Here is a 17,237-nt window from a genome sequence, read left to right as displayed (position 1 = left end):
TAATCCAGGCATGACTCTGATATTTAATTGTTCAAGTTATTGTTTAATCACTTTCACCTTTATTTCATCTCTCACATCACATCATGTCAAAAACAATTAACACTGCGATTGCCGGTAGCCTCCCTAAGCCTGCCTGGCTGGCCGAACCTGAAAAACTCTGGGCACCATGGCAATTGCAAGGTGAAGCGCTCGCACAAGCGAAAGTCGACGCCATGCGCTTATCCGTGGATGATCAGTTACGCGCTGGCATCACAGTGATTGGCGATGGCGAACAAACTCGCCAGCACTTTGTGACCACTTTTATTGATAGTTTGAAAGGCGTTGACTTCGTCAATCGCAAAACCGTTCGCATCCGTAATCGCTATGACGCGGATGTGCCTGTTGTGGTGGATCGTGTCAGCCGTGGCGGCCCCGTCTTTGTCGAAGACGCCAAGCGCCTGCGTATGCTGACGAAGGGTCCGATCAAATTCACGCTTCCTGGTCCGATGACCATGATCGATACGCTTTACGACGATTACTATCGCAGTCGCGAAAAGCTGGCCTGGACGTTTGCTGAAATTTTGAACGAAGAGGCCAAAGAACTGGCTGCCGTCGGCGTCGATATCGTTCAGTTCGATGAGCCCGCTTTCAACGTTTACTTTGATGAGGTGCGTGACTGGGGCGTCAAAACTTTGGAGCGTGCCGCCCAGGGCCTGACTTGCAAGAGTGCTGTCCATATCTGTTATGGCTACGGAATCGAAGCCAATATCAAATGGAAGCAAAGTCTCGGTGACGAGTGGCGTCAATACGAAAAGGTTTTCCCGCTGCTGGCTCAAAGCACGATTAATCAGGTCAGTCTTGAATGCCAGAACTCTCGAGTGCCGATGGATTTAATTGAATTACTGCGTGGCAAGGATGTGCTGGTTGGCGCAATCGATGTTGCCACGAACAATGTTGAAACGCCCGAGCAGGTGGCTGACGTTTTGCGTCGTGCTTTAAAGTTTGTGAAGCCAGAGCATCTGTATGGTTGCACGAATTGCGGAATGGTCCCTCTTTCACGTGCGATTGCAAATGCCAAGCTTCAGGCGTTGGTGGCTGGTGCTGAGATTGTTTCTAAAGAGTTGGGTTGATTGTTTGAGCTTTGAGCTTTGAGCTTTGAGCTTTGAGCTTTGAGCTTTGAGCTTTGAGCTTTGAGCTTTGAGCTTTGAGCTTTGAGTTTTGAGTTTTGAGTTTTGAGTTTTGAGGTGAGGTGAAAAGAAGGAGTGTTTGGTTTTGCTGAGCAAAATCCAAAGCACTCCTTTTTTCACTTCTTAAAGTAGTCTTCTGCCTCTTTAGAGATTAAAAACCTACTTCGAATAAATTAGGATAAACCTCGAAAAAATCACGGTGTCGCGAACAAATAGAAAATGGAGTGCTTTGGATTTTGCTCAGCAAAACCAAACACTCCATTTTCAAATCTTAAGAAGAACTCTCAAATTTTGAGAAGAACTCTCAAATTTTGAGAAGAACTCTCAAATCTTGAGAAGAACCCTCAAAACCTAAGAAAGAACCTCAACCCTGCTGCGATACAAACACATTCTGAGCAGGCATCGGCGCAGGAAAACCAGCGGCACTCAGACTCTCGCGAATCACGCGATTCGTGTCAAAGTAAACCTGCCAGTAATTGTCGTTACTGCAAAACGGACGCACAGCCAAAACAGGCCCCACGAGATTAAATTCTAAAATCTCCACCACAACAGCAGGTTCAGCCAAAACATTCGGAATTGCGGAAATTTTTTCGCGCAACAATTGCATTGCAGCATTGTGATCCGCAGCGCCCGACAATTGACACTTTAAATCCACACGACGGAAAGGATTGTGACTGAAGTTTTGAATGTTGTCGGCGAACACCTTGTTGTTACCCACCATCACCTGCACGTTGTCCGGCGTATTGATTGTCGTTGTGAACAATCCCAACTCCATGACCGTGCCCGTCACCCCTGCCACGGTCACAAAATCACCGACCTTGAGCGGGCGCAACACCACCATGAACGCACCTGCAGCAAAGTTTGCCAGCAAACCTGACCAGGCCACGCCAATTGCCACACCAGCCGCCGCGATCAATGCCGCGAAAGTCGTGGTCTGAATCCCGAAATACCCCAGGATACCTACGACCAGCAATACATTCAGGGTCACCGTAATGACGGAACCGACATAACGTAAAACAGTTGGATCAGCTTTTTGTTTTTCCAACGAACGCCTGACCATGGAGACCGCAGTTCCAATCAGCCAACGACCGATGACCCAAAATACGATCGCTGCCAACACTTTGATACCGACATCGGTCGCCGTTGAAATCACCAGCTCCTGGTACCGTGCAAATTCCTCTTTATCCATTGTTTTAATGCTCCTTTAACAATGCCGAGACGGTAGAATGTTTGACAATGTTTCTCAATACGCTATTTGGAATACATCGAAACCCTTAAACATGGTCAAAAGACCAAGCGTCCTGTTAAGATTTCCCGACAAGTCACACTAAAAACCAAGAGGCAAGCATGCATCTCTCCTTTACCCGAACCGCGGTCGCATCCGCCCTCCTCGCTCTTCTTTTGCCAATGACAGCTCAAGCAGAAACGATTTCTGTGGTGACTTCCTTTCCCAAAGAGCTGACAACCGCTTATAAAAAAGCCTACGAGGCAAAATACCCGAACGATAAAGTCGAGATTCTGAACAAAAATACTTCCGCAGGGATTGCCTACGTCAGAGAGCAAGCATCCGGCTCGCGGCCAGAAGTATTCTGGGCTTCTGCACCTGACGCGTTTGAGGTGCTGTCCAATCAAAAGCTACTTGTCAACATTGGCCCTGGCAACCCTGATATTCCAGCCAAGGTTGGCAACTACCCGGTCAATGATCCACAAGGCTTCTACCGAGGCCAGGCTCTGGCGGGTTACGGCATGATGTGGAACACCCGCTACATGAAGGCCAACAAACTTCCCGCCCCAAAAGAGTGGGTAGACTTGGTCAAACCTGTTTACTTCAGCCACCTTGCAATTTCGAGCCCCTCACGCTCAGGCACCACGCACCTAACGGTGGAAACCATTCTTCAGGGTGAGGGCTGGAACAAAGGCTGGGAACAAGTCTTGATGATCGGTGGCAACAGTGCCGCGATCACCGAACGCAGCTTTGGCGTGCCTGACGGTGTGTCAAACGGACAGTTCGGTATTGGTCTGGTGATTGATTTCTTTGGTTTGGCTGCTAAAAATTCCGGCATGCCTGTGGATTTTGTTTATCCCTCCGTCACCTCGATTGTTCCCGCTAACATCGCATTGATCGAAGGCTCCAAGTCTCCTGAGGCGGGCAAACGCTTCATCGAGTTCACGCTGTCCGATGAAGGTCAGAAGCTCCTGCTCCAGAAGGACATCAGCCGTCTACCCGTCTTGCCAGCAATTTACAAACAAGCCCCAGCTGACTACCCCAACCCTTTTAGTGGTCAGATCCAAGCAAAAGTAAACTTTGATTCCGAGCTTTCGGAATCACGCTACATGGTGGTCCGCTCCTTGTTCGATCAAATGATCACCTTCCGTCACAAGGAACTCGTCGCTGCGACGAAAGCCATTCATGACGCAGAAAAGCGTCTAGCTGGGAAACCTAGCGCTCAACTTGATCAAGCACGTCAACTTGCTTTCTCGCCAGCCGTGGATGAAAAACAAATTAAAGATCCACAGTTGCTTGAGCTATTCAAAGCCAAAAAATCTGATGCTGACGCCACACGTGCGAAAGCAAAAATCGAAGAGGAATGGGCGAATCGAGCGAAAGAAAACTACGCTCGCGCGGTCACACTGGCCAATTCGGCAAAATAAGTCAGACAAGGCCCTTCGGGGCCTTTTTAAAGGTACCTGAAAACCGTGAAGCGCAACCATCCTGGGCTGATCGCGATCGCGATTGCGATCGCATTATTTTTATTCATTTTTCTAATCGGTCCGATTCTGACCGTTGTGTATACGGCCTTCACGGATGGTCAGGGTGGCTTTACCTTGACACATTTCCTTGCGTTCGCTGAGATCTCCCTCATGCGCGAGTCCTTCGCGAACAGTCTTTTCGTGGCAGGCACAACGGTCTTGTGCGCGACAGTCATCGCCATACCACTGGCCTATCTGACCATGCGTTTTCAATTCCGAGGCGCGGTCCTGATCCAAACACTAGGCGTATTACCTTTAGTGATGCCAGCATTTGTGGGCGCTGCCGCCATGCAACTGATCTTTGGCCGCTCAGGCGCCGTCAATCTGATCTTGATGGACAATTTCGGTATCAGCCTGCCAGTGATGGAAGGATTGAGCGGTATCATTTTTGTGGAAACGCTGCATTACTTTCCCTTTATCTTATTAAACCTCTCTGCCTCTCTCGCGACCATCGATTCTTCGATGGAAGAAGCAGGCCAAAATCTTGGAGCATCGGGATGGCGGCTTTTCAGAAAAGTGATTTTTCCCCTCGCCCTCCCAGGCTATATCGCGGGCGCATCCCTAGTGTTTATCAAGGTGTTTGATGACCTTGGCACACCTCTAGTCCTGAACGTGACCAACATGCTTGCGCCGCAAGCTTATTTGCGCGTCACGTCCATCGGTATCGAAGATCCGATCGGCTACGTGATTTGTGTGATTCTTGTGCTTTTCTCAGTGGCTGCCATGGCCGGATCCTGGTGGTTTGTCAAACGTCGGGACTATGCGCTCGTATCCCGAGGCGGTGCTCAAGCACCGAAACGAAAACTGACAAGCTGGCAAACCGCCCTGGCCTACGGTTGGATCATTGGTGTCTTGATGCTCGTCCTCTCTCCGCATCTTGGCATTCTCTTGATGTCACTCTTTAAAGTTTGGAGTTTCAGCGTCTTGCCTGAGCAGTTCACACTGGTTCACTACGCGACGATCTTTACCGACGCCAAACAGATGATCTGGAACACAATCTTGTATTGTGGTCTGGCTGCTTTCGTGGACATCATCATTGGTGGAGCGATTGCTTATATTGTCATTCGCACGACGATTCCAGGCCGACAAATTCTTGATCACCTCGTCACGGTCGCACTCGCGATGCCAGGTCTTGTTCTGGGTATCGGATACCTGCGAGCCTTCAGGGGTATCGAGTTGCCCTTCGGTGCCGGAGCATTTACGGCAAGCTGGGTAATTTTTGTCGTGGCGTATTCTGTGCGACGACTCCCCTATGCACTCAGGTCATGCATGGCTGCGCTCACTCAAGTGCATCCCGCACTTGAAGAAGCCGCGGAAAATATCGGAGCCGGCCGCTGGCGGACTATTCGAAAAATTGTCATTCCACTGATGATGGGGGGACTACTCGCAGGCTTTGTCACGAGTTTCATTACTGCCGCCGCAGAGATCTCAGAAACGATCTTACTCACAAGCAGAGAAAGCCTGGCACCGATGTCTTATGGCATCTATCTATATTTTCAGTCGATCGCGGGCAGGGGTCCAGGAGCCGCACTCAGTGTCGTCGCCATTTCAATTGTGGCTCTCGGCACCTACATCACGCATCGTCTGGCCGCAGCTGCCACGCCACATCAAAACGTTGGGAATCGAACATGAAATCGGTTGGTATCGAGATAAAGAATATCGCATTGTCATTTGGCTCAACGGCGGTGCTCAAAGACATCACTCTCACCATTGAGCCTGGCGAGTTTTTTGCCTTGCTGGGCCCCTCCGGATCCGGCAAATCCACACTATTGAGACTGATCGCAGGCTTTAATCAGCACCAGCGTGGCGAACTGCTGATCGATGGGAAGGACGTGACCGGCACTCAACCCTGGTTGCGAAACGTTGGCATGGTGTTTCAAAACTATGCGCTCTGGCCTCACATGACAGTCGCCCAAAACGTCGCTTTTGGTCTGGAAGCCAGAAAATTGCCGCCCGCTGAAATCCGAGCCAAGGTTGCCAGCGCTCTTGAACTTGTTGACATGGCGGGACTTGCAAACCGTCGTCCCGGACAACTCTCGGGAGGTCAACAGCAGCGCGTGGCGATTGCCAGAACCCTCGCCATTGAACCCCAAGTGCTTCTTCTGGACGAACCACTTTCTAATTTGGATGCAAAGCTGCGCACTCAGACTCGACAAGAACTTGTCCAGCTCCAGAGACGACTTGGCATCACCACTATTTTTGTGACGCACGATCAAGAAGAGGCACTGACGACCTGTCATCGTATCGCGGTCATGGATCAAGGCGTGATTCAACAGGTGGGTTCACCGATGGATCTCTTTGACTTTCCAGTCAACCGTTTTGTCGCCCAGTTTGTAGGTTCGGTGAATCTATTCGCTGGACGCTTTATCACCGAAGGGGATCATCTGCGCTTTGAATCTCCCAAGCTCGGCATGCTGACCTTGCCAAAAGGTCTGGAACTCCAAAGCACCGAAATGGATCTTGCTTTCAGGCCGCATGCCGTGCGTTTTGTCGAGGACTCGCAATCTCAGCTACAAGACAATCTAGCACTACAAGGCATCATCGAGGACTCCGAGTTTCTGGGTGAGTTTGTACGTTACGAGGTCAAGGTTGGCGAGGGATTGGTCAAAGCGGATATTCCCCATTCACGAGGAGCAGCACCGCTTAAAATCGGCGCACAGATCCATTTGCGTATTCCCTCGCAAGAGCTTCGCTTCGTCACGGCTTGATGATGATTCAGTCGCTCATCAGGTGTCGTGCTCTCAACGCCTTTGTTCTTACTGTTGCGTTGGTTGGATGTGGAGCGCATACTCCGGTCGCTCAGGATTATCAGCCATCCATCGCTCAAGAGGGTAAAGATGTTGTCTGGATTCCAACACCCACAGACCTTGCCGAACGACTACTGAAAGCAGCTCAGGTGACTGAGAAAGATTTGGTCTATGACCTGGGCGCAGGCGATGGAAAAATCGCCATCCTCGCCGCCAAGCAATTCAAAGCAACCGCTGTAGGCGTTGAATACAATCCCGACATGGCAGAGTACGCCAGAAAAAATGCTCAACGTGCCGGGGTCGCTGACAAAGTCACCATCATCACAGGCGACATCTTCAAAGAAGACTTTTCAAAAGCAACTGTTGTCACGCTTTACCTGCTGCCAGGTCTGAATATCAAACTCAGACCGACATTACTCGCCATGAAACCGGGCACGAGAATCGTCTCCAATACATTCACGATGGGTTTGTGGTCGGCCGACCAGACGATTGAAACTGAGAGCGGACATTTGGGCTATCTATGGATTGTCCCTGCAAACGTTGAGGGATATTGGTCAATCTCGGGCTTGCCTGATCTTGGTCATGCAACGGGAACACTCGTCATTCGTCAGCAATATCAGGAACTCAACGGAACGCTGCAAATGCCCGCTGGTCGAGTCGAACAGCCCATCAAAGGCCTGATGCGTGGCAATGAAATGACGTTTCACTACCGTGATGCGAATGGGACGACTCGAACAGTTACCGGAAAGATTGAAAACGGTGCTTTCAAGGGGTATTTGATGCATGACCCCTCAATCCAGATTTCAGGCCGTAAAACCTCTTAAACAGCCCCCTGTTCCTCACGTATACTCGGTCTAGCTAAAGATTTGGATCAAGCTTGACAAACTAATCACGTACGAAGGAGATTCTTGTGATCAACGTTAAATTTAAACGCTACGCCCTGGCTGTTGCGATGGGTGTGATGACCGCGGGTGCATCTCTTGTGACCCAGGCTCAAACCGCGACAACATATCCCGATCGTCCAGTCAAAATCATGGTTGGCTTTACTGCTGGCGGCACGACTGATGTAATTGCCCGCGCGATTGCCAACGAATTGCCTACTCGCATGAAAGGCGCAAACTTCATCGTTGAAAACAAACCAGGTGCGGGCGGCAACATCGGCACGGCGGATATCGTCAAAGCAGCGCCCGATGGCTACAGTATCTTGATGGCATCGGTCGGTCCGCTCACCATCAATCCATCATTACAAAAACTTGCCTACGATCCACTCAAGGATTTGGTTCCGATCATCCTGGTGGCCGATGTGCCTAACGTCCTCGTGGTCAATCCCGAAAAGGGAATCAAAAACTTCAAAGAGTTTGAAGCATACGCCAAAGCAAACTCCGGCAAACTGAATTACGCCTCAACGGGCGTCGGTACCTCCGCTCACCTCTCGAGCTTCATGCTGATGCAGCGTATGGGAATCGATGCCCAACACATTCCCTACAAGGGTGCCGAAGCGCTGAACGATTTGCTGGCAGGCCGCACAGACTTTATGTTTGCGACGATTCCGTCAGTGATCGCTCCGATCAAATCAGGCAAACTGATTCCGATCGCAGTCTCCAGCCTGGAGCGTTCACGCTCAATGCCAGAAGTCCCGACAATCGCTGAAAGCGGTTTCCCAGGCTACTCCTCGGGATCATGGTTTGGCTTGCTTGCACCGAAAGGCACACCTCAAGCAATCGTTGACAAGCTCAATGCCGAAGTGAATGCCATCATGCCAAAGCTGGAAGACCGTTTTGTGACGGCAGGCGCTGACCCAGTTGGAAAATCTCCTGAGTTCTTCGCTGAGTTCATGGCCAAAGAAACTGCGAAATGGAAAAAGGTCGTCGAAGATTCAAACGCCGCAGCAAAACAGTAATCATCCATGCTTAGGGTCCGCGCAGCAGCCAGTCTTCTCGTCATCTCAATGTTGAGCGGCTGCGCAACCCAGCATGCGGGCACAGAGCTTTATGAGCCCCTGATCGCCCAAAGCGGCAAAGACGTGATGTGGATGCCGACCCCAAACCATCTTGTCTCTGAAATGCTCGAAACGGCCCAGGTCACGTCGACTGATGTGGTGTACGACCTGGGCTCTGGAGATGGCAAGATTCCCATCGAAGCTGCCAAACGTTATGGCGCACGCGCGATTGGTATCGAATTCAACCCGGATTTGGCCGCTTTGGCCAGACGTCACGCGCAACAAGCAGGCGTCTCCGATCGTGTCACCTTCGTGACAGGCGATATCTTCGAGGAAGATTTTTCTAATGCTACGGTAGTCACGCTCTACCTGCTCACTCAACTCAACATCAAACTCAAGCCGCGTTTGCTTGATATGAAGCCAGGGACCCGTATTGTCTCCAACACTTTTTCCATGGGTTCCTGGGAACCGGATGCGAAGGTTCTCTCCGAAGGCGAAGTATCAGGTTATTTCTGGATCGTACCGGCAAAGGTCGAGGGAAACTGGATTTTGAGTGATTTGCCAGGCTGGCCGGATGCGCAGCTCAAGCTCACTCAAAAAAGCCAAAAGTTCGATGGAGATCTGATAGTAGGTCAATCTCTTGAACAGCGTATCGAAGGACGCTTAAGTGGCGCTCAAATCAGTTTTAACTATTTAGATCGTAATGGAAAAAGTCAGACTTTCACGGGTGTTGTAAGCGCCCACAAAATTCATGGAACGATCAGACAAATTCCGGGCAGTGTCGTCATTGCAACAAAAAAATAATAACGAGCACAACCTCGCTGTGCTCGCATGCAATTACTTGATACTGATATTGGCAGTCTTGATGATCTTAGACCATGCCGCCGCTTCTGTTTGCACTAAGTCACCGAGTCCTGCTGGGGTGCTGTAACGCACATCAAGTCCCTGAGGACTGAGTTTTTCGGCGAGTGCTTGGTTGGCCAATACTTTTTTAAGCGTTTCGTTCAGTTTGTTCACGATGTCCTGTGGCGTGCCTGCAGGCGCAAACAGTCCATACCAGGTGGTGTAACCAAACTCAGCTAAACCTGCTTTGGAAATTTCAGGAATTCCCATTTTTTCAGCACCTGCGCTGGGTCCACTCATACCAATCGCAACCACTGCACCGCGATCAATCAAGGGCTTCAGTGAGGGCATGCTACTGAACAGCGCTTGCACTTCGCCAGAGGCTAAGTCAGCGATCACTTGAGAAGTGCCCTTGTAAGGAATATGCACGGCGTCGATATTGGCTTGGGACTTGAACATTTCCATCCCTAGATGAGCCGCGCCACCAGTACCCGCCGATCCGAAATTCAGCTTGCCAGGATTTGCTTTGGCGTAGTCGATCAGCCCCTGCACCGATTTGACACCTATTTTTGAGCTCACCACCAAAACATGTGGACTGGTCGAGACTAGCCCGACTGGAACCAACTGCTTGGTGACCGAATCGAATTTGTCGGTCAATAATGGATGAATGACTACGGTTCCGGACGCTGCGAACAATAAGGTATGACCATCAGCACTGGATCGACTCATGGTGTTAAGCGCGACGACTCCGGAACCACCCGGCTGATTTTCGACTACGACTGGTTTACCGAGATCTTCACCCATTAAACGGGCGACTTCGCGCGCCACCAGATCAGCAGGACCACCTGCCGCAAAGGGTACAACGAAAGAAATAGATTTCGTCGGGAAGGACTGAGCCTGGGCGGCGGTACCTAGTGAGAGGGCGGCTAATACAGCAGCAAAAAAACGCAATCCGGTACGCATCAATGAAACTCCATTCAATCAAACAAAAACTACTGGACAATTTTACCTGCCCGAACATAGCATAACCATCACTATTGCTCTTTGTGGCAACCTTTCTCAGGAGTCATTGACATGTTTCATGAAGCATTCGTTGGACAAAGTTTGAAGCGAACGATGAGCGCCATCGTCATGGCTGGTTTGCTTTGCGGTCATGCCGCATTCGCTCAGACAAATCAAAATACATATGAGCCCACCATTGCGCAGGCCGGCAAAGACGTTATCTGGGTCCCGACGCCCAACGATCTCGTTGTTCGCATGCTGGAAACAGCGAAAGTTTCGCCTAACGACCTCGTCTACGATTTAGGTGCGGGGGATGGAAAGATTCCAATTCAGGCAGCCAGACAATTCGGTGCAAGAGCCGTCGGTATTGAATTCAACCCAGATATGGCCAATCTTGCCCGGCAAAACGCTCAACGTGCCAATGTCTCTGACAAGGTCACCATCGTGACGGGAGATATTTTTGAAGAAGACTTTTCCAATGCGACCGTGGTGACCTTGTACCTTCTGACAAGTCTCAACCTCAAACTCAAACCAAAGCTGTTGGAGATGAAACCTGGTACCCGGGTTGTGTCCAACTCCTTCATGATGGGCGCATGGGAACCTGATGAAATTATTAATCCCGAGGCAGGTGGGCGCGGGTACTATTGGGTCGTTCCCGCCAAGGTGCAAGGTGACTGGTCATTGAATGGTTTGCCGGGTGCGACGACCGCGACACTGAGTCTGCAGCAAAAATTTCAAAAGGTCGAAGGGACGCTGACTTTTGGTGATAACCGCTCACAACGCGTGACTGGCAAACTGAACGGCTCACAATTGACGCTAGGCTACAAAGACGCGAATGATAAAGAGCAGATTTTTGTAGGCGAAGTCGCTGGTAAAAAAATCAATGCGAGCCTACAGACCTCGCCGACCACCGTCATTACTGCGACAAGGTCGCCATAGCCAGCGACTCAGTAATCCAGTCAGCGATGGTCTTTTGACGGGATACGGGCATTCTGTCGATCACAGATGAAACACTGATCGCCAGAGTCGGATGTCCCGTCTGATCGCGCAAGGCGACACCTACACCAAGCACGCCCTGCACGGCAGTGTTGCCGACAATTGACCAACCACGGTCGCGCGTTGTGTTAACCAATAGCTGTAGCTGCTCGGTAGTCATTCCGCCATAAGCGCCCAGTCTTGATTTATTTTGCTCGATCAACGACGTGACTTCTTCTTGGGGCAATGCTGAGAGAAAAGCCAGACCGGCAGCGCCGACCCCGAGAGGCTGTCGATGCCCCGCCGCGACCGTGAGGACCTGCAAAGGATACGTGCCGACCTCCCGATGAATACACAAGGAATCCGCACCCGCCCGACAAATCAAAAACGCACTGTCACCAGTCAAATCACTGATTCTGCGAAGTGCCTTTTTGGCGTGCTCGATTGCCGCTTCGTGTGAACGTACGGGTGCTGTCCATGCAGCAGTCACGCTATACCGCCGCGTGATTTCATCCCGAGTGACACATCCGAAACTCACCAACACATCCAAGAACCGATAGGTCGTACTGCGTTGCATATTGGTTGCGGAGACTATTTCCGGAATCGTCAGACCTTGTTCGCCGGCCAGACGCAAAGACTCCAGCACCTCCAACCCACGACGAAAGGTGCTCGGACCTGATCCATTGTTTTTGTTCATTAATTGGACACTCTGTATTGTGCAGGGTGATTTTAAAGCGGAAAATCCTCAAAAATAGCCAAAATTGCACGATCAAAAAGCTACAGTTGTCCAATATACGAACAACTGCTTATTTTGAGATCGCCTACAACGCATGTAACAGGAACCTCCGGTGTATCCCATTGATTTCTTTTTCAGAGCGGCAAAGCTCTACCCTGAACGCATTGCTCTTCAAAGCAGCGCATGCACGCTGACGTATCAGGCACTCGCGGCAAAAGTTAAGGCCTTGGCAACCGCTCTGCAGGCCCTCGATCCAGAGCCTCAAACCCGTGTGGCCATTTGTGCCGCCAATACAGTCGATCATGCGACCGCCATCCTCGCCGTACTCGCTTCTGGCAAGGTCTGGGTGCCACTCAACGCACGCAGTACTCCTTCCGAAATCAAACGCATCACCGACACCATAGAGCCTTCGATCGTCATCTCTGATGCAAAAGGCGCCGAACTGCTTCAAGCCAGTTCAGCACATTGGCTGCGTCTTGATGACAGTGGAACAGATCCTTCACTCAATATCGAGCATTTAATCAAACGTTATGCTGGCCAAACACCCGTCGCCAATGATGCAGGCGAAAACGCCACACAAGCGATCAAGTTCACGGGTGGGACCACAGGTTTGCCCAAAGGCGTGATGCAGCCCTATCGTGCCTGGACGGCCGGAATTATTAACCAGGTGAGCGGCTGGCAAATCACCCAAGACGACTGCTTTGTGGTCACAGCGCCAGTGACGCACGGAACATCCACCTATTTGCTCCCAATGCTCGCAGAGGGTGCAAAGCTTTTGTTCCTCGATAAAACTGACCCCGCATCAGTCATCCAGGCCTTCCGCGAGCATGGCGGAACCATGAGCTTCATGCCCCCGACTTTGATTTACATGGTGATGGCACACCCAGGAGTCTCGCGTTCGGATTTTCCAAAACTGCGTAACCTGATCTACGGCGGCGCACCGATGCCGGCGGAAAAAGTCGACCAGCTCAGAGCATTCTTCGGCGATGTCGTCGGCACCACTTACGGACAAACAGAAGCGCCTCAAATCGTCACAATGATGCGACCCAGCAGCTTCAAGGATCCACTGAATCGTGGATCTGTGGGTCGTTGCACCTGGCTGTCAGACATGGCGATCATGTCTCCTGATGGCAAAATTTTGCCCGAAGGAGAAGTCGGTGAAGTAGTCGTTCGCGGACATCTTGTCATGACGGGCTACTGGCGTTTACCGGAAAAAACAGCTGAAACCATCATCGATGGATGGTTGCATACCGGCGATGTGGGTTTAATCGATGATCGAGGCTATCTCTTTCTCAAAGATCGTATCCGCGATGTCATCATCACAGGTGGATTCAACATTTATCCGACGGATGTCGAAAACGTCCTGTCACAACACCAGGCTGTCTATGAGTGCGCAGTCTTTGGTATGCCCGACGAAAAGTGGGGAGAAGCAGTTCATGCTGCGGTTCAACTGCATCCGGGCGTGACATGTGACCCAGAGATATTAATCGCGCACGTCAAAACTGCATTGGGCTCGGTCCATGCGCCTAAAAAAATACATTTCCTCGATCAATTGCCTCGATCCTCTGTTGGCAAGGTCCTTAAAACAGCTATCCGTGAACTTTTAAACTGATCAACCTGTCCTCTTTAAAGAAGAATCATTCATGTCATCTTCCACAAAAAAACCTACACCCACGACCAAACTTTGCACACATACACTCACCAGCATGAATTACCGCGATGCAGATCTAGTCGAGGATCTGATCGGTAAAAAAACTTTCTCGGAAGTGATGTTCATGCAAATTCTTGGTCGCGAACCAAGAGCGGTCGATATGCGCATCATGGATGCCGTACTTATCACATTGATGGAGCACGGTTTCACGCCGAGCGCTATCGCCACCCGCATGATCTACATGAGCGCCCCGGAAAACCTTCAGGGCGCAGTCGCTGCGGGTTTGATGGCTGTGGGTAGCCAGTTTGTGGGCACCATGGAAAATAACGCTGTGATTCTGCAGCAGATCGTCGACTCGTCCGAGCCAGAAAAATTCACAGAAAATCTGGTGATGGAAATCCGTAAAAATAAGCAGAATCTGCCCGGCTTTGGACATCACCTGCACAAGCCCGATGATCCTCGATCGATCAAGTTACTCGCATTGACAGAAGCCGAACCCGAGCTTGAACAAAAATATGTGGGTGCACTCCGCCTGCTTTCAGCCACAGTGGATCGCGTGTACGGTCGCCATATCACGATCAACGCGACAGGTGCCGTTGCCGCGATGCTGGGTGAAATCGGAATTCCACCCAAGCTCATGCGAGGCTTTGCAGTCATCTCGCGCGCAGCAGGTCTGGTCTCTCATATCGCCGAAGAGCAACAAGACCCCGCTGGTCGCTTCATCTGGGACACGATCGATGAAATGATTCCTTATGTGGGCAATGGTCCAGGCACCGGAGGTCAATCACATGGCTGAGCGTAACGTACTCGTCACAGGCGGTAGCGGAGGAATTGGCCGTGCCATCATTCACCGATGCATTGAAGATGGCTATCAGATTATCAATCTCGACCGTGTCGCTCCCTCTTCTTTATTAAAGGGAGAAACGCATTACGCGGTAGATTTGACGGATGCGCATGCGACTCGAGATATTTTGCAACGTATTACCCGCGATCACAATATCCTGCGCGTCGTCAACAATGCAGGCTTTATTCGACCCGGTACACTCGAGGATGCGACGCTTGAGGACTTCGATGCGGTTTGTGCACTGAATCTACGCGCACCTATGCTGGTCGCCCAAGGTTTGCAACCTTTCATGCAAGCTGCACGCTTTGGTCGAATCATCAATATTTCCAGTCGCGCCGCTCTCGGTAAAGAGTTACGCACTGTTTACTCCGCCACCAAGGCGGGCTTGTTGGGGATGACGCGCACCTGGGCACTTGAACTCGCCCCCTTCGGTGTGACAGTCAATGCCATCGGTCCGGGACCGATCGCAACCGAACTATTCCTCTCGGGCAATCCGCCCGACTCGCCCAAAACAAAGAAAATCCTTGAGTCTATTCCAGTCAAACGGATGGGCGAACCCGAAGACATCGCGCATGCCGTTGCCTCTCTCATGGACGATCGCGCAGGTTTCATTACCGGTCAGGTGTTGTATGTCTGTGGCGGTATGACTGTCGGTCTGGGTCAAGTCGCATGAACCCGCGCATCACGGACCTGCAGCTCCCGGCACGTTCCGAGAAACTCAAGGGTCGAGTCGCCTTGATCCTTGGTGCGGGAACGAGCGCGCCAGGTGTCAGCATCGGCAAGGCAAGCTCCATCGCGATGGCCTGCGCCGGTGCTTCAGTGGCCGCACTCGATTTCAATCTCGCCGCGGCACAAGAAGTTGCGCAAGACATCGAATCGACCGGTGCAAAAGCGATCGCCTATCGCGCTGATGTATCCAATTTCGATGAGATGCAATCGGCAATCAAGCGCGTGATGGAGGATTTTGGTCGTATCGACATCATGCAAATCAACGCTGGCATTGGCCGCGTTGGAGGCCCTGCCGAAACCACGCTCGAGGACTGGGATCGTATTCAAAAGGTGAATGTCGAAAGCATCTTGATCGCCGCCAAACTTGTTGCACCTATCATGGTGAAACAAGGATCTGGATCAATCATTGGTGTGTCATCGGTCGCAGGCATGCGCTATCTTGGGTATCCGCATCTGGCATACAGCGTCACAAAAGCTGCTGTCACACACTTCATCAAAATGCTTGCGCAACAGTATGCGGGCGATGGCATTCGCGCGAACACGATTGTTCCTGGTTTGATCGATACGCCGCGCATCCAAAAAAACGTGGCAAAGGTGTTTGATGCGAACGCCGACATGGACAATACACGTCGGGCTCGGGACAGGCAGGTGCCCATGGGACGCATGGGCACACCTTGGGAGATCGCTTCCGTCGCGACCTTTCTGGCTTCAGATGACGCTTCTTACATCACTGGGACAGAAATAGTCGTCGACGGTGGATTAACAGGCAAATTTGTTTAATTCGTACTCATTGGGGTTTTGTCGACAACCTTGCCCCAACGATCAACTTCAGCCACGATGAAGTCGTTCAGTTCTTGGGGGGTGCTTGTCAACGGCATCGCACCTTCCTTTTCGAAACGCTGACGCAACTCGGGTGACTTCATTGCCTGACCGATCGCTGCATTCAACTTGGTCACAATCGCCTCTGGCGTGCCCTTGGGAGCCAGAATCGCGTTCCAGGTGCTGATGTCATACGTTGGCAAATTGGCCGCCTCGGCAATGGTCGGAACATTTGGCAATTCGCTTGAGCGCTGTTTGGTTGTCACGCCCAGAGCGACGAGCTTACCCGACACAACGTGTGGCAATGCTCCCGGCACAGTCGCAAACGTCATTTGAGTCTCTCCAGCAAGAACTGAAGTGTTTGCCGGGTTACCGCCCTTGAAAGGAATATGCTCGATCTTGACCTGCGTCGCGTCATTAAACACAGCCGCGGCCAGATGACCAGGCGAGCCATTACCGCTGGAGGCGTAATTCAACTTGCCAGGATTCTTTTTAGCGTACTCAATCAACTCTTTTATTGACTTGACTGGCAAGCTTGGATTCACCACCAACATCAAGGGGATGGAGGCCACCATCGATACAGGTGCGAAATCCTTGATCGGATCAAACGTCAGTTTGCCGCGGTAGAGCGCAGGATTAATACCGTGACTCGCCACCGTTGCCATGTACAGCGTGTAACCATCAGGTTTGGCCTGGGCGACAAACGCGGCACCAATGTTGCTGGCCGCACCTGGCTTGTTATCGACGATGATGGTTTGACCCAAAATCTTGCCTAGCTGTTCACCTAAAGAGCGCGCCAAGATGTCGGTGGTACCACCTGCAGCGTAGCCCACCACCAAACGAATCGGCCCATTAGGGTAGGCTTGCTGAGCTTGCGCAACAGTCACGCCACAAGTCAAAGCGACGGCAGACAAGGCGCCCGCCGCCCATTTCGCTGAGCGCTTAAAAGGGTTGGTTCGAATGCTTTTCATGAGTGTCTCCGTGAAAAACTGAACTATACCCAAAATCGTTCAGTGGATGGCGAAACGACCTGAC

16 protein-coding genes are annotated in these 17,237 nt (G+C 51.3%); 12 read left to right on the top strand and 4 right to left on the bottom strand.

From position 1 onward, the window contains the following. Nucleotides 1-83 precede the first annotated feature (83 nt). On the top strand, nucleotides 84-1,109 hold the full coding sequence (locus QWY30_RS10000) for a methionine synthase (protein ID WP_290240614.1): 1,026 nt from the start codon (nucleotides 84-86) through the stop codon (nucleotides 1,107-1,109). Nucleotides 1,110-1,530: 421 nt separating this feature from the next. Here QWY30_RS10000 and QWY30_RS09995 read toward each other — a convergent pair whose 3' ends face one another. Beyond that, entirely contained in the window at nucleotides 1,531-2,355 is an 825-nt protein-coding gene (locus QWY30_RS09995) for a mechanosensitive ion channel family protein (RefSeq protein WP_290240612.1), read from the bottom strand. A 158-nt stretch (nucleotides 2,356-2,513) separates the two neighbouring features. Between QWY30_RS09995 and QWY30_RS09990 the strand changes: the two genes are divergently transcribed. The 6 genes from QWY30_RS09990 to QWY30_RS09965 all read left to right on the top strand — a co-directional run bounded on the left by QWY30_RS09990 (nucleotide 2,514) and on the right by QWY30_RS09965 (nucleotide 9,407). Next, nucleotides 2,514-3,818, top strand: a complete 1,305-nt coding sequence (locus QWY30_RS09990; RefSeq protein ID WP_290240609.1) for an ABC transporter substrate-binding protein — start codon at nucleotides 2,514-2,516, stop codon at nucleotides 3,816-3,818. Between the two features lie 45 nt (nucleotides 3,819-3,863). Next, nucleotides 3,864-5,549, top strand: a complete 1,686-nt coding sequence (locus QWY30_RS09985; RefSeq protein ID WP_290240608.1) for an ABC transporter permease — start codon at nucleotides 3,864-3,866, stop codon at nucleotides 5,547-5,549. Beyond that, nucleotides 5,546-6,625 (top strand): ABC transporter ATP-binding protein, encoded by a 1,080-nt coding sequence (locus tag QWY30_RS09980; protein ID WP_290240607.1) that lies wholly within the window; start codon nucleotides 5,546-5,548, stop codon nucleotides 6,623-6,625. Before QWY30_RS09985 ends, QWY30_RS09980 begins: the two co-directional genes overlap by 4 nt. Beyond that, nucleotides 6,625-7,488, top strand: a complete 864-nt coding sequence (locus tag QWY30_RS09975; protein WP_290240606.1) for a methyltransferase domain-containing protein — start codon at nucleotides 6,625-6,627, stop codon at nucleotides 7,486-7,488. Before QWY30_RS09980 ends, QWY30_RS09975 begins: the two co-directional genes overlap by 1 nt. 86 nt (nucleotides 7,489-7,574) lie before the next feature. Continuing rightward, nucleotides 7,575-8,564, top strand: a complete 990-nt coding sequence (locus QWY30_RS09970; protein ID WP_290240605.1) for a Bug family tripartite tricarboxylate transporter substrate binding protein — start codon at nucleotides 7,575-7,577, stop codon at nucleotides 8,562-8,564. A gap of 6 nt (nucleotides 8,565-8,570) precedes the next feature. Next, nucleotides 8,571-9,407, top strand: coding sequence for an SAM-dependent methyltransferase (locus QWY30_RS09965; protein ID WP_290240604.1), 837 nt, complete (start codon nucleotides 8,571-8,573; stop codon nucleotides 9,405-9,407). Nucleotides 9,408-9,440: 33 nt separating this feature from the next. On the opposite strand, the gene QWY30_RS09960 is transcribed toward QWY30_RS09965, so the two are convergent. After that, entirely contained in the window at nucleotides 9,441-10,409 is a 969-nt protein-coding gene (locus tag QWY30_RS09960; RefSeq protein ID WP_290240603.1) for a Bug family tripartite tricarboxylate transporter substrate binding protein, read from the bottom strand. A gap of 111 nt (nucleotides 10,410-10,520) precedes the next feature. Between QWY30_RS09960 and QWY30_RS09955 the strand changes: the two genes are divergently transcribed. Further along, a complete protein-coding gene (locus QWY30_RS09955) occupies nucleotides 10,521-11,387 on the top strand; it encodes a methyltransferase domain-containing protein (RefSeq protein WP_290240602.1) in 867 nt (288 codons plus the stop codon). Here QWY30_RS09955 and QWY30_RS09950 read toward each other — a convergent pair. Beyond that, a complete protein-coding gene (locus QWY30_RS09950) occupies nucleotides 11,365-12,120 on the bottom strand; it encodes an IclR family transcriptional regulator (RefSeq protein ID WP_290240601.1) in 756 nt (251 codons plus the stop codon). The genes QWY30_RS09955 and QWY30_RS09950 overlap by 23 nt on opposite strands. A 151-nt stretch (nucleotides 12,121-12,271) precedes the next feature. Between QWY30_RS09950 and QWY30_RS09945 the strand changes: the two genes are divergently transcribed. From QWY30_RS09945 to QWY30_RS09930, 4 genes are read left to right on the top strand one after another with little or no spacing between them, the layout of a single operon-like run. Continuing rightward, the gene (locus QWY30_RS09945) at nucleotides 12,272-13,771 is read left to right on the top strand and encodes a class I adenylate-forming enzyme family protein (RefSeq protein ID WP_290240600.1); all 1,500 of its coding nucleotides are present in this window, start codon (nucleotides 12,272-12,274) and stop codon (nucleotides 13,769-13,771) included. Nucleotides 13,772-13,802: 31 nt separating this feature from the next. Further along, entirely contained in the window at nucleotides 13,803-14,606 is an 804-nt protein-coding gene (locus QWY30_RS09940) for a citryl-CoA lyase (RefSeq protein WP_290240599.1), read from the top strand. Next, nucleotides 14,599-15,327, top strand: a complete 729-nt coding sequence (locus QWY30_RS09935; RefSeq protein WP_290240598.1) for an SDR family oxidoreductase — start codon at nucleotides 14,599-14,601, stop codon at nucleotides 15,325-15,327. Before QWY30_RS09940 ends, QWY30_RS09935 begins: the two co-directional genes overlap by 8 nt. Next, nucleotides 15,324-16,163: an SDR family NAD(P)-dependent oxidoreductase gene (locus QWY30_RS09930; RefSeq protein ID WP_290240596.1), complete on the top strand. Its 840-nt coding sequence runs from the start codon at nucleotides 15,324-15,326 to the stop codon at nucleotides 16,161-16,163. The genes QWY30_RS09935 and QWY30_RS09930 overlap by 4 nt, the downstream gene beginning before the upstream one ends. Here QWY30_RS09930 and QWY30_RS09925 read toward each other — a convergent pair. Beyond that, nucleotides 16,160-17,173: a Bug family tripartite tricarboxylate transporter substrate binding protein gene (locus QWY30_RS09925; protein ID WP_290240594.1), complete on the bottom strand. Its 1,014-nt coding sequence runs from the start codon at nucleotides 17,171-17,173 to the stop codon at nucleotides 16,160-16,162. The two genes, QWY30_RS09930 and QWY30_RS09925, sit on opposite strands and share 4 nt — an antisense overlap. Nucleotides 17,174-17,237 lie beyond the last annotated feature (64 nt).

The organism is Zwartia panacis, assembly GCF_030410395.1.
Classification (GTDB): Bacteria; Pseudomonadota; Gammaproteobacteria; order Burkholderiales; family Burkholderiaceae_B; genus Zwartia; species Zwartia panacis.
Note: the sequence above shows the minus strand (reverse complement) of the source record. Positions and strands in the feature narration are given on the sequence as shown.